This is a genomic window from Mesorhizobium sp. WSM4829 (assembly GCF_055811475.1).
Genome location: NZ_JBVVQJ010000001.1, coordinates 19,342 through 31,926 on the forward strand (window position 1 = coordinate 19,342; position 12,585 = coordinate 31,926).

At 57.8% G+C, this 12,585-nt stretch carries 11 protein-coding genes; 9 read left to right on the forward strand and 2 right to left on the reverse strand.

Annotated elements, in window-relative coordinates; genetic code table 11:
• Positions 1 to 37: 37 nt before the first annotated feature.
• Both AC0L17_RS00105 and AC0L17_RS00110 read right to left on the reverse strand, forming a co-directional pair.
• Positions 38 to 823 carry an HAD family hydrolase gene (locus AC0L17_RS00105; RefSeq protein WP_473514298.1) on the reverse strand — a complete coding sequence of 262 codons (786 nt, stop codon included), beginning with the start codon at positions 821 to 823 and terminating at the stop codon, positions 38 to 40.
• A 7-nt stretch (positions 824 to 830) separates the two neighbouring features.
• Positions 831 to 1,571: a hypothetical protein gene (locus AC0L17_RS00110; RefSeq protein ID WP_473514299.1), complete on the reverse strand. Its 741-nt coding sequence runs from the start codon at positions 1,569 to 1,571 to the stop codon at positions 831 to 833.
• Between the two features lie 468 nt (positions 1,572 to 2,039).
• Here AC0L17_RS00110 and AC0L17_RS00115 point away from each other — a divergent pair, with 468 nt between their 5' ends.
• From AC0L17_RS00115 to AC0L17_RS00155, 9 genes are all read left to right on the forward strand, one after another.
• Positions 2,040 to 2,996: a hypothetical protein gene (locus tag AC0L17_RS00115; protein ID WP_473514300.1), complete on the forward strand. Its 957-nt coding sequence runs from the start codon at positions 2,040 to 2,042 to the stop codon at positions 2,994 to 2,996.
• Positions 2,993 to 4,132, forward strand: a complete 1,140-nt coding sequence (dbpB, locus tag AC0L17_RS00120; RefSeq protein WP_473514301.1) for a DGQHR domain-containing protein DpdB — start codon at positions 2,993 to 2,995, stop codon at positions 4,130 to 4,132. The genes AC0L17_RS00115 and dbpB (AC0L17_RS00120) overlap by 4 nt, the downstream gene beginning before the upstream one ends.
• On the forward strand, positions 4,129 to 5,421 hold the full coding sequence (gene dpdA / locus AC0L17_RS00125; protein WP_473514302.1) for a tRNA-guanine transglycosylase DpdA: 1,293 nt from the start codon (positions 4,129 to 4,131) through the stop codon (positions 5,419 to 5,421). Before dbpB (AC0L17_RS00120) ends, dpdA begins: the two co-directional genes overlap by 4 nt.
• Positions 5,418 to 6,506, forward strand: coding sequence for a DGQHR domain-containing protein DpdB (dbpB, locus tag AC0L17_RS00130; protein ID WP_473514303.1), 1,089 nt, complete (start codon positions 5,418 to 5,420; stop codon positions 6,504 to 6,506). The genes dpdA and dbpB (AC0L17_RS00130) overlap by 4 nt, the downstream gene beginning before the upstream one ends.
• 6 nt (positions 6,507 to 6,512) lie before the next feature.
• A complete protein-coding gene (gene queE, locus AC0L17_RS00135) occupies positions 6,513 to 7,145 on the forward strand; it encodes a 7-carboxy-7-deazaguanine synthase (RefSeq protein WP_473514304.1) in 633 nt (210 codons plus the stop codon).
• A complete protein-coding gene (locus AC0L17_RS00140; RefSeq protein WP_473514305.1) occupies positions 7,145 to 7,516 on the forward strand; it encodes a 6-pyruvoyl trahydropterin synthase family protein in 372 nt (123 codons plus the stop codon). Before queE ends, AC0L17_RS00140 begins: the two co-directional genes overlap by 1 nt.
• Complete coding sequence (gene queC / locus AC0L17_RS00145) at positions 7,516 to 8,253, forward strand: 7-cyano-7-deazaguanine synthase QueC (RefSeq protein WP_473514306.1); 738 nt, start codon at positions 7,516 to 7,518, stop codon at positions 8,251 to 8,253. The genes AC0L17_RS00140 and queC overlap by 1 nt, the downstream gene beginning before the upstream one ends.
• Positions 8,246 to 8,812 carry a VUT family protein gene (locus tag AC0L17_RS00150; protein ID WP_473514307.1) on the forward strand — a complete coding sequence of 189 codons (567 nt, stop codon included), beginning with the start codon at positions 8,246 to 8,248 and terminating at the stop codon, positions 8,810 to 8,812. Before queC ends, AC0L17_RS00150 begins: the two co-directional genes overlap by 8 nt.
• 522 nt (positions 8,813 to 9,334) lie before the next feature.
• Positions 9,335 to 12,583, forward strand: coding sequence for an SNF2-related protein (locus AC0L17_RS00155; protein WP_473514309.1), 3,249 nt, complete (start codon positions 9,335 to 9,337; stop codon positions 12,581 to 12,583).
• Positions 12,584 to 12,585: the final 2 nt, after the last annotated feature.

Consider the following 12,585-nt stretch of genomic DNA (forward strand, 5'->3'; position numbering starts at 1 on the left):
CGGTAATCGGAAGACCCGCGGGCGCGAGAGCATCGCCCTATTTCACGACCTTGCGATGAGAATCGATGGCCCAGGCTCCTTTGTCAGAACTCAAAACAAGCGGAATGATTTCGTCGAAGCGCGTGATTTTGTGATCGGGGCGTACTTCCACGTCGGTGTTCCAAAAAGGTAGGAAGGCACTAGGGAAGTAGATCGTTTCAAATCCGGCCAGCGCCGCGGCGGCGATGTCGCGATCAGGTTGATCGCCAACCATAAATGCATGGGTCGCCGCCAGCGGTTGTTGCAAGTCAGTGTAGGCATCGGGAGTCTTTCGGATTGATACAACATCGGCGATCAAATGGATAAGACCGTGCGCTTCGATGAGAGCACGGCAGCGATCGAACTTATCTTCGGTTACGACTGTGATTGGCACACCCGCATTCGCAATTGCCTCGAGCCCTTCCCGTACGCCGCAGCGCAAGACTGGCCGTTCGCGGAGCTTCTCGATGTGCAACGCAACCGCGTTATCGAAATCAGGATTCGAATTTGAATTGCCGACGGCGCGGCCTGCCGCCTGCGTCGCAGAGCTTCCGTTTAACGCAAAAGCCAATGCTTGCGCGAGCATATGCGGAGGATAACCAAGGCGAAGGGAGTGCGCAGCCGCGATGCGCTGATCGACATCACGGAGAAAGGCAAGACCTTGATCCTCGGCTTCAGGTGCTTTCAGGCCGGTGACGGTTTCGACGGCACGCAGGAGGCCGAGTTGCGCGGCAGCAAACACCGCGTTGGTATCCCAAAGCGTATTATCGGCGTCGGTAAATAGGTGTTTTTGCACAATCACCACTAGTCGATCAGTTGGTGAGCAGTGAAGGGGGCACGGCGCCAGAGTGGGCCGGGTCCACAAACGCTATGGTGGCCGCGAACAAGACGAAAAACACCATCAATATTACCATCGCCGCTCGCAGCGCGTTGACACAAGGGTTGATGGCCGCGAGCTTCTGGGCGACTTTCTCGGCAACAAGATATGCTTCTATGACATAGCATTTCGCATAGTAACGCTTGAGGTCCGTACCTTCTTCGCCTGCCAACGTTTCAAACGCTTCCCCCCATTTTGGCGCGGACACATCGAGCATACCCTTGTAAAAGACCATTGAAGGAGGGAGGCCAGTGGCGCCGTGCCCTTTCCATGTTGCAGGAACGTTAAAGGTTGGACGAATTGCGTTGAGAGCCGTAAACACAGACCAAGTTACAACCACAGCGTATATGAAGAATGTGAAGTAGGTCGATGTGGGCAATAGCCACTCTGCGCTTGGGCTGATGTTGTTCAGTCCCGGCCAAGCATAGTCGGTCGCGAAACGGGTAAAAACCGCTCCAACAACAGCGCTTAGAAAAGCGATGACAGTTAGTAGTCGTGAGACTTTTCCGTCCTCATACTCCGTCAAAGCTTTCACTTCGTTCAGGCTTGCTCGCGCTGCTTCGTGGACCCTATCGACCGCTTTTTCTGGAATTGTCCAGTCGTTCATTCGCTTGATTAACGCAGAGATGCCGGCATCGCGTTCGGTCTTGCCGGGCTGTTTGAAACTCTGGCTCATCATGAGGCTCCTGCCGTTGCTTAAGCGGTGCACAATCGTCCGGACCGATGGCCCTTCGAACTCGCAGGCGACGCTCGTCACATGCGCTGCAACTCGCTCGCTAAGAGGCGCACGCACCCGGAAGTATCAGATACACGACTCATCGCCAAGTCTCGCGGGCCACCTTCCGTGGGAGCTTCTATGGTGCTCAAAACTAGGCAATTAGCCTTCGCAGACCACCGGTCATCCCCGTCGGCCACGAGCCGACGGGACAAAAACTGCGGTCACTGAACCGCGAACTTTCGGGATGGTCCGCAGTTTTCGGTACATAAAATTGCAAACGTGCTCCGCTTAGTGTAGCTATCCAACGAGAGCCATGCTACGGTCTGCAGATTGTAGAGCGCCACGCTCGGCACGCTACATATAGATTTTCCATGACTTAAGACGAGCCATCCAAGGTCGTTTGAGACGCAGATATCGCGGAAATTGATGGCAAACGATCGCCCGACTGAAGATATCCCGAGAGAACCCGCTACCGTGGTCGTCACTATTTGCACGCTTCGAAAAAAGGTGCGTCCACCTTTAGTAGCAACCCCAGTTTCGTTGCCGATTGGTTCGCAGCAGATCATCCAGAATGCTTGGACAGAAAAGATACGGACGTTGCCGCCCGGTGGCCCCGCCGGCGCACTTTATGCGGGCCGGGGGTTTGGGCTTGCCACCCAAGCAGCAAAAATCGCCGAGGCCAGACTCTACATCATTTCTGCCGGATTGGGACTGGTGGCCGCCGAGCGGCAAGTCCCCCTCTATGGCCTCACCGTCTCCAGTGGATACGCGGAGTCTGTCGCCGCCCGGATCTCAAGTGAATTCGATGTCGGCGCTTGGTTTTCAAGCCTGCTGTCAGGTCCGCATTCGGATCAGTGGACCGATGTGTTCGGCCAAAGTTCGGGGCGGGTGCTGATAGCACTCACCCGTCCTTATGCTGAGATGGTAGGCAATAGCCTCAGTGAACTGGACCCTCACGCTTTGGCACGATTGCGAATCTTCGGCGCGTCTCTTGCTCCGGCCTTGCCGGCCGCACTCCGCCCATCGCTTGTGCCGTATGACGATCGGTTGGATAGGATCCTGCCAGGTACTCGAGCCGACTTTTCTCAACGAGCCTTGCTCCACTTTGCTCGGTTGATGGCGATCAACGGCGGCTCATATGACCGGGATGCCGACTATGCAGCCGTGGAGGCGGCAATGAGCGCGGTGACGCCCCCCGAACGCGCGCGCCGGCCGCGCCGCAACGACGCGGAGATTATCCAGCTAATTTTGGCACGACTTCATACGCAATCAGGTATTGCACGAATCCTCCGCGCGCTTCGCGATGAAGAGGGGGTTGCGTGCGAGCAATCGCGGTTCAGTCGTCTCTACCGGACTGCCATGGAGCAAAAGGAAGCAGCATGACCCGGCCGCGAAGGACCAACGAAGCAATGCTTGCTGTTCGCGCCGTCCGTACCGAACAGGCCGACAAGGCTGTCTATGCATTCTTTGTTGCCGGCGCCGATCTTCTCAAATTTGCGGAGATCAGCCGCGTCCACCGCGACGGCGACGGCTCCTTGCAGGGATTTCAGCGCAAAGGCATTAAGAGCCACGTTCAAGCGATCACGGATTTTCTTGATCAGGGGCCCGTACTGTTCCCAAACGCTATCATTCTCGCACTTTCGCCGCGCGCGCGGTTCACTCAGACGCGGGGCGAAAAGCCGGGCGGCGACATAAGGTCGTGCGAGGCCGGGACACTGCGAATTCCGCTTCCAAACGACGGCTCAAAAGCGGCTTGGATTGTCGACGGCCAGCAGCGTTCGATTGCCCTGTCGCAAGCTCAGAACAAGAGCTTTCCGGTTCCCGTCGTCGCCTTTGTGTCGGAGGAACTGTCCGTTCATCGCGAACAGTTCATCTTGGTCAACAAAGCCAAACCGCTCGATCCTCGGCTAATCAACGAATTGCTCCCAGAAGTGGACACAGCCTTTCCGCGTGACTTGTCGTCTCGAAAAATCCCGAGCGAGCTCGTCAATCTCCTTCAAACCTCTCCTGGTTCTCCCTTCCAAGGCCTGATCAAAAGGCTTTCTGAAGATTCTCGGATCGCGGTGATCACGGATTCAGCGTTGATCAAGGCGATTCGGAACAGTATCAACAGCGCTCTTGGCGCCCTCGCACCGTACAAGGCGACCCCCGAATATCCCGCCGATGTCGATGCAATGTACCGTACGCTTGTCGCTTACTGGACTGCTGTGCGCCGCGTCTTTCCTGAGGCGTGGGGCCGCCCACCGACCGAAAGCCGGCTAATGCACTCTGCCGGCATCGAGGCGATGAGTCTTTTGATGGATCGCATGATGTCGCGCGCTGCTCCTGGTACGGACCTGCTGCTACACGCGACTGAGTCGCTGACGCGCATCGCTCCATATTGTCGCTGGACCAACGGCAGGTGGGCGGAGTTGCAGCGCGACTGGAATGAGATTCAGAACGTTGGACGCGACATTAAATTGTTGTCTGGGCATCTAGCGCGCCTTGACCACATGCATGCCTTTGCAAAGGTGGCATGATGCAATTCGTTTTCGCTGACAGCGTTGATACGATCGATCCAGAGTATGACTTTGTTGCTGATCGCAACGGCGCGGGCCGATCGGTTCACCGCGATGACCAGTACCCACACGAATTCCTAGAACAGGCACCGTATGACGGTATCCTGGTTTCCCGCGGCATCGTCGGCGATGCTCGCCAGCCAGGGAAATATTCAGAAGCTCAGTTAATGCGCTTTCGTCGCGAGGGCGCTCGACGATTTCTCCGCTATCCGATCGATCGATTTCCGGGAAGCTTGTTGATAGGCGACTGCGGCGCCTTCACCTATCGGAACCTGCCGGAACCGCCCTACAAGGCCGACGACACAGCGGAATTCTATGCTGATGCCGGTTTCACGCATGGATGTTCGCCCGATCACCTTATCTTCGACTTTGATGACCTTGGGATGACGCGGGCCCTGGACGACGTGTCAGATGATGTGCGCCGTCGCTACGAAATCACGCTGCAGAACGCGACTGAGTTCTACAAATCCGCCAAGAGCATAGGCCCAGGCTTCACACCGATGGGGGTTATACAAGGTTGGTCGGCTGAGAGTATGGCGCAAGCTGCCCGCAACCTGGCCAGCATGGGATACGACTATTTAGCGATCGGCGGCACCGTGCCGTTGAGGATCGATCAGATTCGCCGAGTCTTACAAGCTCTGCGTGATGCTCTCCCCGACCGGGTTCGACTGCATCTTCTCGGTTTCGGGAAAATCGAGGAACTGGCCGTACTGGAACAGTACCGCGTAACCAGTTTCGACACGACGTCACCGCTCTTGCGCGCCTTCAAGGATGCCCGGAAGAATTACTGGGTGCGGACGCCCGACGGCGACCTCTCGTACTACACTGCAATTCGTATTCCGCAGGCCACCCAGAACAACAAGCTCAAGCATAAGGCGCTGGAAGGGAGCCTCAACCAGGAAGATGCGAGGCGCCTTGAAGACGCCGCACTTCGCGGCGTGCGCGCTTACGCCGACGGTGGTGCGACCCTGGATCAAAGCCTTGATGCCGTGATGGACTATTGGGCGGCCCTGAATTGGCACGACGAGGCGTCACCAAGCCGCCGTGCCGACGCCGCAACCCGACAGCGCAAGGTCTACGCCCACACCCTTGGCGATCGTCCCTGGGAGCGATGTAGTTGCCGAGTTTGTCGGGAGAGCGGCGTGGAGGCCGTGATCTTCCGCACCTCAAATCGCAACAAGCGACGCGGCATCCACAACCTCCACGTCTTTCACACCCATTTAAGCGAATTCCGGCGAGAGAGCATATGAACAAGCAACATTTTCTTCGGTTTGACGCGCTGGCGCCGGTTCAGAGCGAGAAACTGACGGTATTCACCTTCATTGCGAATGCTGCGGAAGTTGCACGTATTGCTCGAATAGAGCGTGCGGGTCGCGATGACGGCGGCGCGCTCCAAGGTTTTCAGCGGCCGCAGATCGCGGGTCACATTCGCGAAATCCGTGATTATCTCGAGAAGCCGAACTCGATCTTGCCCAATGCTATCGTGGTCGCCTTCATGGGTCACGCTTGGGTAGAGCCGGCGACGAGCGCGGAAAGTCGCCTCTGCCAACTGGTCATAGATACGTCCAATGGCCCGCCCGGCTGGATCGTTGATGGACAACAACGCTTTACGGCGCTTTCGGAACTGCAGGGCCGCGACTTCGAGGTGCTCGTATCGGGTTTCCTCTGTGAGACAGAGGAGGAGTTGCAAAAACAGTTCATCCTCGTGAATAACACGCGCCCGCTACCAAAGGCCCTGGTTTACGAACTGCTCCCCAAAGTGGGAGACCTGCCGCACCGCATGTCGAGCCGGTCGCAAGCGGCGCTTGCTACTGAGGCGCTCAATTATCGCAAGGGGTCGTCGCTGAGAGGTTTGATCAAGCAGCAAACCAATCCAAAGGGGGTCATCCGAGACACGGTTCTGCAGCGCGTAATCATGAATTCTCTAAGTGATGGAGCCCTGCGCCTTTATGCCGGTGAAGATGAGCTTTTGCTTGATCAGGGCGTCACGATGATGAGCGAGTTCTACCATGCGGTGCAACACGTCTTCGCAGACGATTGGGCCGGTAAAACGCCCAAGACGTCTCGGTTGATTCACGGCACGGGCATTGTCGCGCTCGGGTATGTCATGGACTTTCTCAACAGCGTTACCGGCGCTGCCACACGCGACGAATTCGCGAATGGCTTACGGCTGCTAAAAGGAAAGACCGCTTGGAGCGAGGGCGAGTGGGAATTCGGTGCTGAGCGCCGACGTTGGAATGGACTCCAGAACGTTCCGTCCGATGTCCGCCAATTATCACTTCACTTAGTTCAGATCCTTAAGCGGCGTCTGGCCGAATCCGCACAGGCAGCGTGAAGAGCTATGAGTTACGCAGTCAAAGAGATGTTTTATTCGTTGCAGGGCGAAGGTCGCCACACTGGGCGGCCGGCCGTTTTCTGCCGATTTGCCGGTTGTAATCTATGGAGCGGGCGAGAGCGCGACCGAGCGAAAGCCGCCTGCAATTTTTGTGACACCGATTTCGTCGGCGTCAATGGCATTGGTGGTGGACGGTTCAATGATTCATCCTCTTTGGCGATCGCGATCGAGAATATGTGGGGCGGTGGTACGTCCGAACGTTTCGTCGTTCTCACAGGCGGCGAACCGCTCCTGCAGGTTGGGGATGAACTTGTGTCCGCACTCCACGACCACGGGTTCGAAATTGCCTTAGAGACCAATGGCACGCTGGCCGCCCCCGATAAGATTGACTGGATCACCGTTAGCCCCAAAGGCGCCACCACCTTGGCACAAACTGTGGGAAATGAACTGAAACTGGTGTTTCCGCAAGTCGGCCTGGATCCTGCGACCTTTGAGAATCTCGCATTTGACCATTTTCTTCTGCAGCCTCTCGACGGTCCTATGGTCGAAACAAATACGGCGGCGGCGATAGCCTATTGCCTGCAGCATCCGCACTGGCGTCTATCTCTCCAAACTCACAAATTCATGGGGATCCGATAATGTACGAACTGAGCAAGGAGTTTCGCTTCGACGCAGCACACACGCTCCAACGTCAGGTTGAAGTCGAGCCGAGCCGCAGGATTCATGGCCATTCCTACCGAGCAGAAGTAGTCGTTCGCGGCCGTCCTGATCCGGAAAGCGGCATGGTCATCGATCTAGGGCTCCTCGATCAGGCCCTCGAAGAAGCTCGCGATGGTCTCGACCACCGCTTTCTGGACGAGATTAACGACCTTGGACCCGCGACAATGGAAAACCTTTCGTCGTGGATCTGGCGGAAAGTCGCGCCCATCTGTCCGAACTTATGGCGAGTGACCGTAAGACGCGATAGCGACACGGGAGCCTGTAGTTTCTACGGTACGGACACTCAATAATGTCAAATGCAACGGCGCTTGTACTTTTTTCTGGCGGTCAAGATTCCGCTACATGTTTGGCCTGGGCTCTCGATCGGTTTGAGCATGTGGAGACGATTGGATTCGACTATCGGCAGCGGCATCGAGCCGAACTCGACGCTCGAGGTGAATTCCGGGCGAGCTTGGAAAGTCATTTTCCGAAATGGGCTGCCAAACTCGGTGAGGATCGGGTGCTCGATCTATCTGTGCTTGGCGAGATAAGCGAGACCGCGTTGACGCGCGACGTTGAGATAGCGGCAACCGAATCCGGGTTGCCGAACACTTTCGTGCCTGGGCGGAACATTATCTTCCTCACGTTTGCAGCTGCTGTCGCCTATCGTCGAGGTCTCAAGCACGTAGTGACTGGCGTCTGCGAAACAGACTTTTCCGGATATCCGGATTGCCGTGACGATACGGTGAAGGCGCTTCAGGTCGCTCTCAACCTTGGTATGGAGAGCCGTTTCGTTCTCGAAACTCCGCTTATGTGGATAGACAAGGCACAGACGTGGGCCCTTGCCGAAGAACTCGGTGGGCGCGCCTTGGTGAACTTGATCCGCACTAGCACTCTGACATGCTACCATGGGGACGTGGGGAATATCCATGAGTGGGGCCGAGGCTGCGGCGTGTGCCCGGCATGCGAGTTGCGCGCGAAGGGATATCGGCAGTTCGCCACGCGACCAGCAACGCTACCGCTGACGCAGGAACTAGCCCATGGCTGAGATCGATCGCCTCCGTAAGACGGAAGGAATTGCGTTCGCTTTGTGCTTTGCTGGATGTATCCCGTTAGCGAACTGGTTAATCGGAAATGTCGGGACAACCTGTGTACCGAATGGTCCATGTCTGATTCCTGTGGCGCCCGGACTTGAAGCTCCTAGCGGGGTGTTGGCGGTCGGCCTCGCCTTGGTGCTGCGCGACCTTGTGCAGCGGCGACTTGGAATAATTTGGGCGGTTGCCGCAATTGCGATCGGCGCCTTGTTGTCCGCGAGTTTTGCGCCGCCAGCGTTGGTCGTCGCTTCCACTGTCGCTTTTCTGTTGTCGGAAATTGCTGACTTAGCGGTCTACACTCCGCTGCAGCGCCGCGGATTCATCCGCGCCGCCGTCGCAAGCAGCATTGTGGGGCTTATTATCGACAGCATCGTGTTTCTCGGCCTCGCCTTCGGCTCCGTTGAATTCTTGGCGGGACAGGTCGTGGGTAAGGCCTGGATGGTGTTGGTCGCCCTTCCGTTCTTGGCATTGCTGCGCGCGCGCGATCGTCGGCTTGGCCTTATGCCGGCTTGAAATCTGGAAACCTGCGATCGGTACCTGCATAAAGCCGCTGCAAGGCAAGCCACCCTGGTCAGAAATCCAACAAAGCCCTGCCTTCACCGTCGCGCCGCGATCGCGGGCGCCTTGGACCAACACCAGGATGGGATGGGGCGATCGAAAGGGTAAGCGATCGCTCTTTAGCCTCTCGCGCGCCGAGAGCATTCAATCTGATCGCTGCGTCGTTTCGGTGAGACGCCTGCGCGCGCCCACCTATGAACCTGATATCGCAACCGCCCGGAGACGGTCTGCAGATCGCAAGAATCTGGATCGCCAAGTATACTTGCTGCAGAAATCATTTACTCTCGCGCAGATGTGCGGCGGTCAGTGTTGTTATAGTGGTTGATAAACACCGAATATGTCCTTGCGGGCTTAGCATCGTCCGGCAAAAGTCTGTAAATTCCTGCCAAGGTAGGTATGTTCGTCGTGGGGTTGAACGGGAGGGTTGGGGATGACCGAATGGCTAGTCGGTAGCGCAAAGTTCTGCCCGCTGGGACCATGAACGCACCCGTCGGTAGTCTGGTGAACGTGCTGGCGCTTGGCCAATTGGGCGTCGGCAAATTACATAAGTACGATGAGCTTGGTCGCGCAGTCGTACATTTTAGCGGCGAGGGCACGAGGACTATTGCGCGCACGACACCGATCAACCGTGCGCGTTTGAGTGAAGCAACGCCGGTCCGCTTCCGTACCCCTACCGGGCAGACTGCAGTCGGAGAGGTGCTCGAACTTCTGGTTCAGCGGGAGGACGGCGGATTCATATACCGTATTCGTTCCGACGATGGGGTATTTGAACTCTGGGAAGGGCATATCATGCCGGTCAGCGATAGCGCCGACCCACTTCAGCTTCTCAAAACCTATCGCTGGGATACGCCGAAGAGCTTTATGGCGCGCTGGTCGATTGCCGATCTCTATGCACGTTGGTATGCCGCGTCGGGCGGTTTTCCGGCAATGCTCGGCGCTCGTATCTTCCCTCTGGGTCATCAAATCTATGCGGCGCGGCGCGTGATGTTCGATCGCACCCCACGTTTCATACTTGCCGACGAGGTCGGACTTGGTAAGACAATCGAGGCTGGCCTCATCATCCAAGCACTCCAAGCCGAACGCGCTGAATTTAGCGTGCTGGTCGTCGCACCTGGTTCAATGTCGCGGCAATGGCTGACCGAGACTTATCTCCGTTTCGGCGCCCGCGCCTACCAGCACATCGATTGTACGCGTGTAGCCGAAGAGAGTCGCGCCTCGCTCGCGAGCATCGTCGCTGGCACGCGCCTGATTGTTGCCACAACGGCGCTTGAGGCTCATCCCAAGCTTGTCGATCTCGTCACTTCAAGGCGCTGGGACATGATCGTGATCGACGAGGCGCATCAAATCCCGCCTGGGAGCATTCTTTATCCGGTCCTGGAGCGGTTGGCAGAGCAGACGGACGGCTTGCTGCTTCTCTCGGCGACCCCCTCAAAACGGGATATAAACGGGCTAATAGGCATGCTGGCGCTGGTAGCACCTGACGCCTATCGCGGAAAGCCTGCAGAGGCCTTGCAAGCCAAGTACGATCGGCAGAGCGCAATCTGGGATCGGCTCAACTTCACCCGTAAGCTGATCGACGCCACTGCGAGCGAAGGCCGAACGCTCAACCCCGACGAGGTCGCGTTTATCGCAGACGAATGGACTGATTTGATCGTCGGCGATTCCTTCTTTGACGGATTGCTGACGCGCATGTGTGCTGGCGAGGCAGACGCGGCGCTCGAAGTCATTGCTTATGTCCAGGAGTTTCATCGGCTTGATCACCGGATCATCCGAACGAGGCGCGCAACCCTCGGCAGTGATAGCGGCGCATGGCCGGCCCGCGAACTGATCGAGATTCCCTGCTCGCCAACCCAGACTGAGGCAATCTTCCTCAGTCACATCGAAGAATTGCCCGCAGCGGAGGACCCCGCCGGTATCGCTACTCGCGCGCTCTATCAACGCTTTTGCTTATCCTCCTCCGCTTCCACGCTCCGGTTCCTTAATGAGCGAAAAGAGGTTCTCGAAAAAAACCCTAGCGGCGAAACCCTGGACCCGATCGGTCGGATTGCCGTTGACGCCGGACCGAATGACGAACCTGCCATACTCTCGGACCTGTTGCGGGGACTCCCCGCGCTACCTGGCGAGGCTGTCTGGCTTCGAACCGCCCGGGCGCTGGCACACGCCTGGCACGAAGAAGGTAGTTGCTGTCGCGCCGATGCGCTGGGTGACTGGCTCGGGACGCATCTCGTCGATCCGGCGAACCAGGTGCTGGTGTTTGTCCAGGACGCCACGTCTGCCGATAAGCTCGCTGAAACGCTGGAGACTCGTTTCGGCAGAGCCGCCGTTGCGCGATTCCATTGCGGTATCGACGAAGGCGATCTTTCGAAGACTGCGTTCCGCTTCCAGCACGACCAGCGCTGCCGTGTGCTGGTTTCGGATGAACTCGGTGGCGAGGGCCGCAATTTTCAGAATGCCTCGGCGGTCGTCCATTTCGACCTACCGGCGTCGTGCGCACGATTAGAGCAGCGTATCGGACGGCTTGATCGGATAGGACGTCCGAGCGACCGACCAGTTCTCTCGGTGGTGTTTGAACCCGCAACGGACACGGAACGGGCCTTGCTCGAGACCCACCGCGATGTATTCCAGGTCTTTGACCGAACGATCGGCGGTCTCGAATTCGTGCTTCCCAAGTTGCAACGCAAAATGCTTGCCGCTTACGGCCAGGGCGGCGCGTCCTTGCGAGGGATTGCTATTGATCTGCGCCAAGAGGTTGTTGCTGCGTTGAGTGCCAGCGATGAAGCGTTTGATCTATCGCTTGATGCGACCAAGCCTCAACTCGACCGTTCGGTAGCGCTCGCAGCGCAGATTGAGGAGGGCTTGGACGGGTCTGAGACCGCGAGCGAGATTCGGCGTTGGGCGGCCGGGCTTGGTATCCAGGCAAAAGGACTTGAGGATGGGAGTACCGAATTTCGCTGGTCCAATGGCTCGCTCAACATCGGCAGCAACCGTCTGAAAATCGGCGCCGGTGCCGACAGCGAGAGTCGGCTGGTCCGTGGAACGTTCGAGCGATCGACTGCACTCGCACGCGAAGACCTTCAATATTTCGCTCCGGGGCACGACGTCATCGACGCAATGGTCTTCGAAGCTGAGCACGGGCGGAACAGCCGCGTGAGCGCGTTTATGCTCGAGGGCTTCGCCAAACATCGCGGCACAATTTTGCTCCAAGTCCTCGGACGGAGCGTGCTCGACCAGCGTCTCTGGGAAGGGCATGACATCGGTGCCGGTCTTGCCGCCCGTGCACGTTCATTGCTCTGGCCCGAGGTCATCGCCGAGATCATGCTTATCTGGGACAATCGCGGCGCTCGCCACGAGGTCGTGGCCCACGCCGGCCTGCGTTCGCTGCTCGACCACCCGCAGAGTGATCTAAAGCTAAAGCCGATCGAACCGGGCACGATCAACGGACTAACCTATTTGCCGCAACTCTGGTCCGCGATCGACCGAGCAGTCCCGGCCGCGCTTTCATCGATCCAGAAACGGCGCGCTGGCACCGTCGGCGAACGGGCCGAGTTGCTCGAAATGAGTCTCCGGGCGGAAGTCGGCTATTTACGCTGGCAAGCAGACAATGCCAGAGACGAGGAGATGGCCGCGAAACACCGCGCCGCGATCGCTGCACGCGAAACGCTGGTACGATCGTTGCGGGAGCCGCGGGTAGACCTACTCGGCCTCGCCCTGGTGGCTCTTGTCTAAGC

What these genes read in the sequence shown, in the direction of transcription:
- queC (WP_473514306.1), top strand. Translation starts at nt 7,516, where the DNA reads ATGTCAAATGCAACGGCGCTTGTACTTTTTTCTGGCGGTCAAGATTCC.
- dbpB (WP_473514301.1), top strand. Translation starts at nt 2,993, where the DNA reads ATGACCCGGCCGCGAAGGACCAACGAAGCAATGCTTGCTGTTCGCGCC.
- AC0L17_RS00115 (WP_473514300.1), top strand. Translation starts at nt 2,040, where the DNA reads ATGGCAAACGATCGCCCGACTGAAGATATCCCGAGAGAACCCGCTACC.
- dpdA (WP_473514302.1), top strand. Translation starts at nt 4,129, where the DNA reads ATGATGCAATTCGTTTTCGCTGACAGCGTTGATACGATCGATCCAGAG.
- dbpB (WP_473514303.1), top strand. Translation starts at nt 5,418, where the DNA reads ATGAACAAGCAACATTTTCTTCGGTTTGACGCGCTGGCGCCGGTTCAG.
- AC0L17_RS00155 (WP_473514309.1), top strand. Translation starts at nt 9,335, where the DNA reads ATGAACGCACCCGTCGGTAGTCTGGTGAACGTGCTGGCGCTTGGCCAA.
- queE (WP_473514304.1), top strand. Translation starts at nt 6,513, where the DNA reads ATGAGTTACGCAGTCAAAGAGATGTTTTATTCGTTGCAGGGCGAAGGT.
- AC0L17_RS00150 (WP_473514307.1), top strand. Translation starts at nt 8,246, where the DNA reads ATGGCTGAGATCGATCGCCTCCGTAAGACGGAAGGAATTGCGTTCGCT.
- AC0L17_RS00110 (WP_473514299.1), bottom strand. Translation starts at nt 1,571, where the DNA reads ATGAGCCAGAGTTTCAAACAGCCCGGCAAGACCGAACGCGATGCCGGC.
- AC0L17_RS00140 (WP_473514305.1), top strand. Translation starts at nt 7,145, where the DNA reads ATGTACGAACTGAGCAAGGAGTTTCGCTTCGACGCAGCACACACGCTC.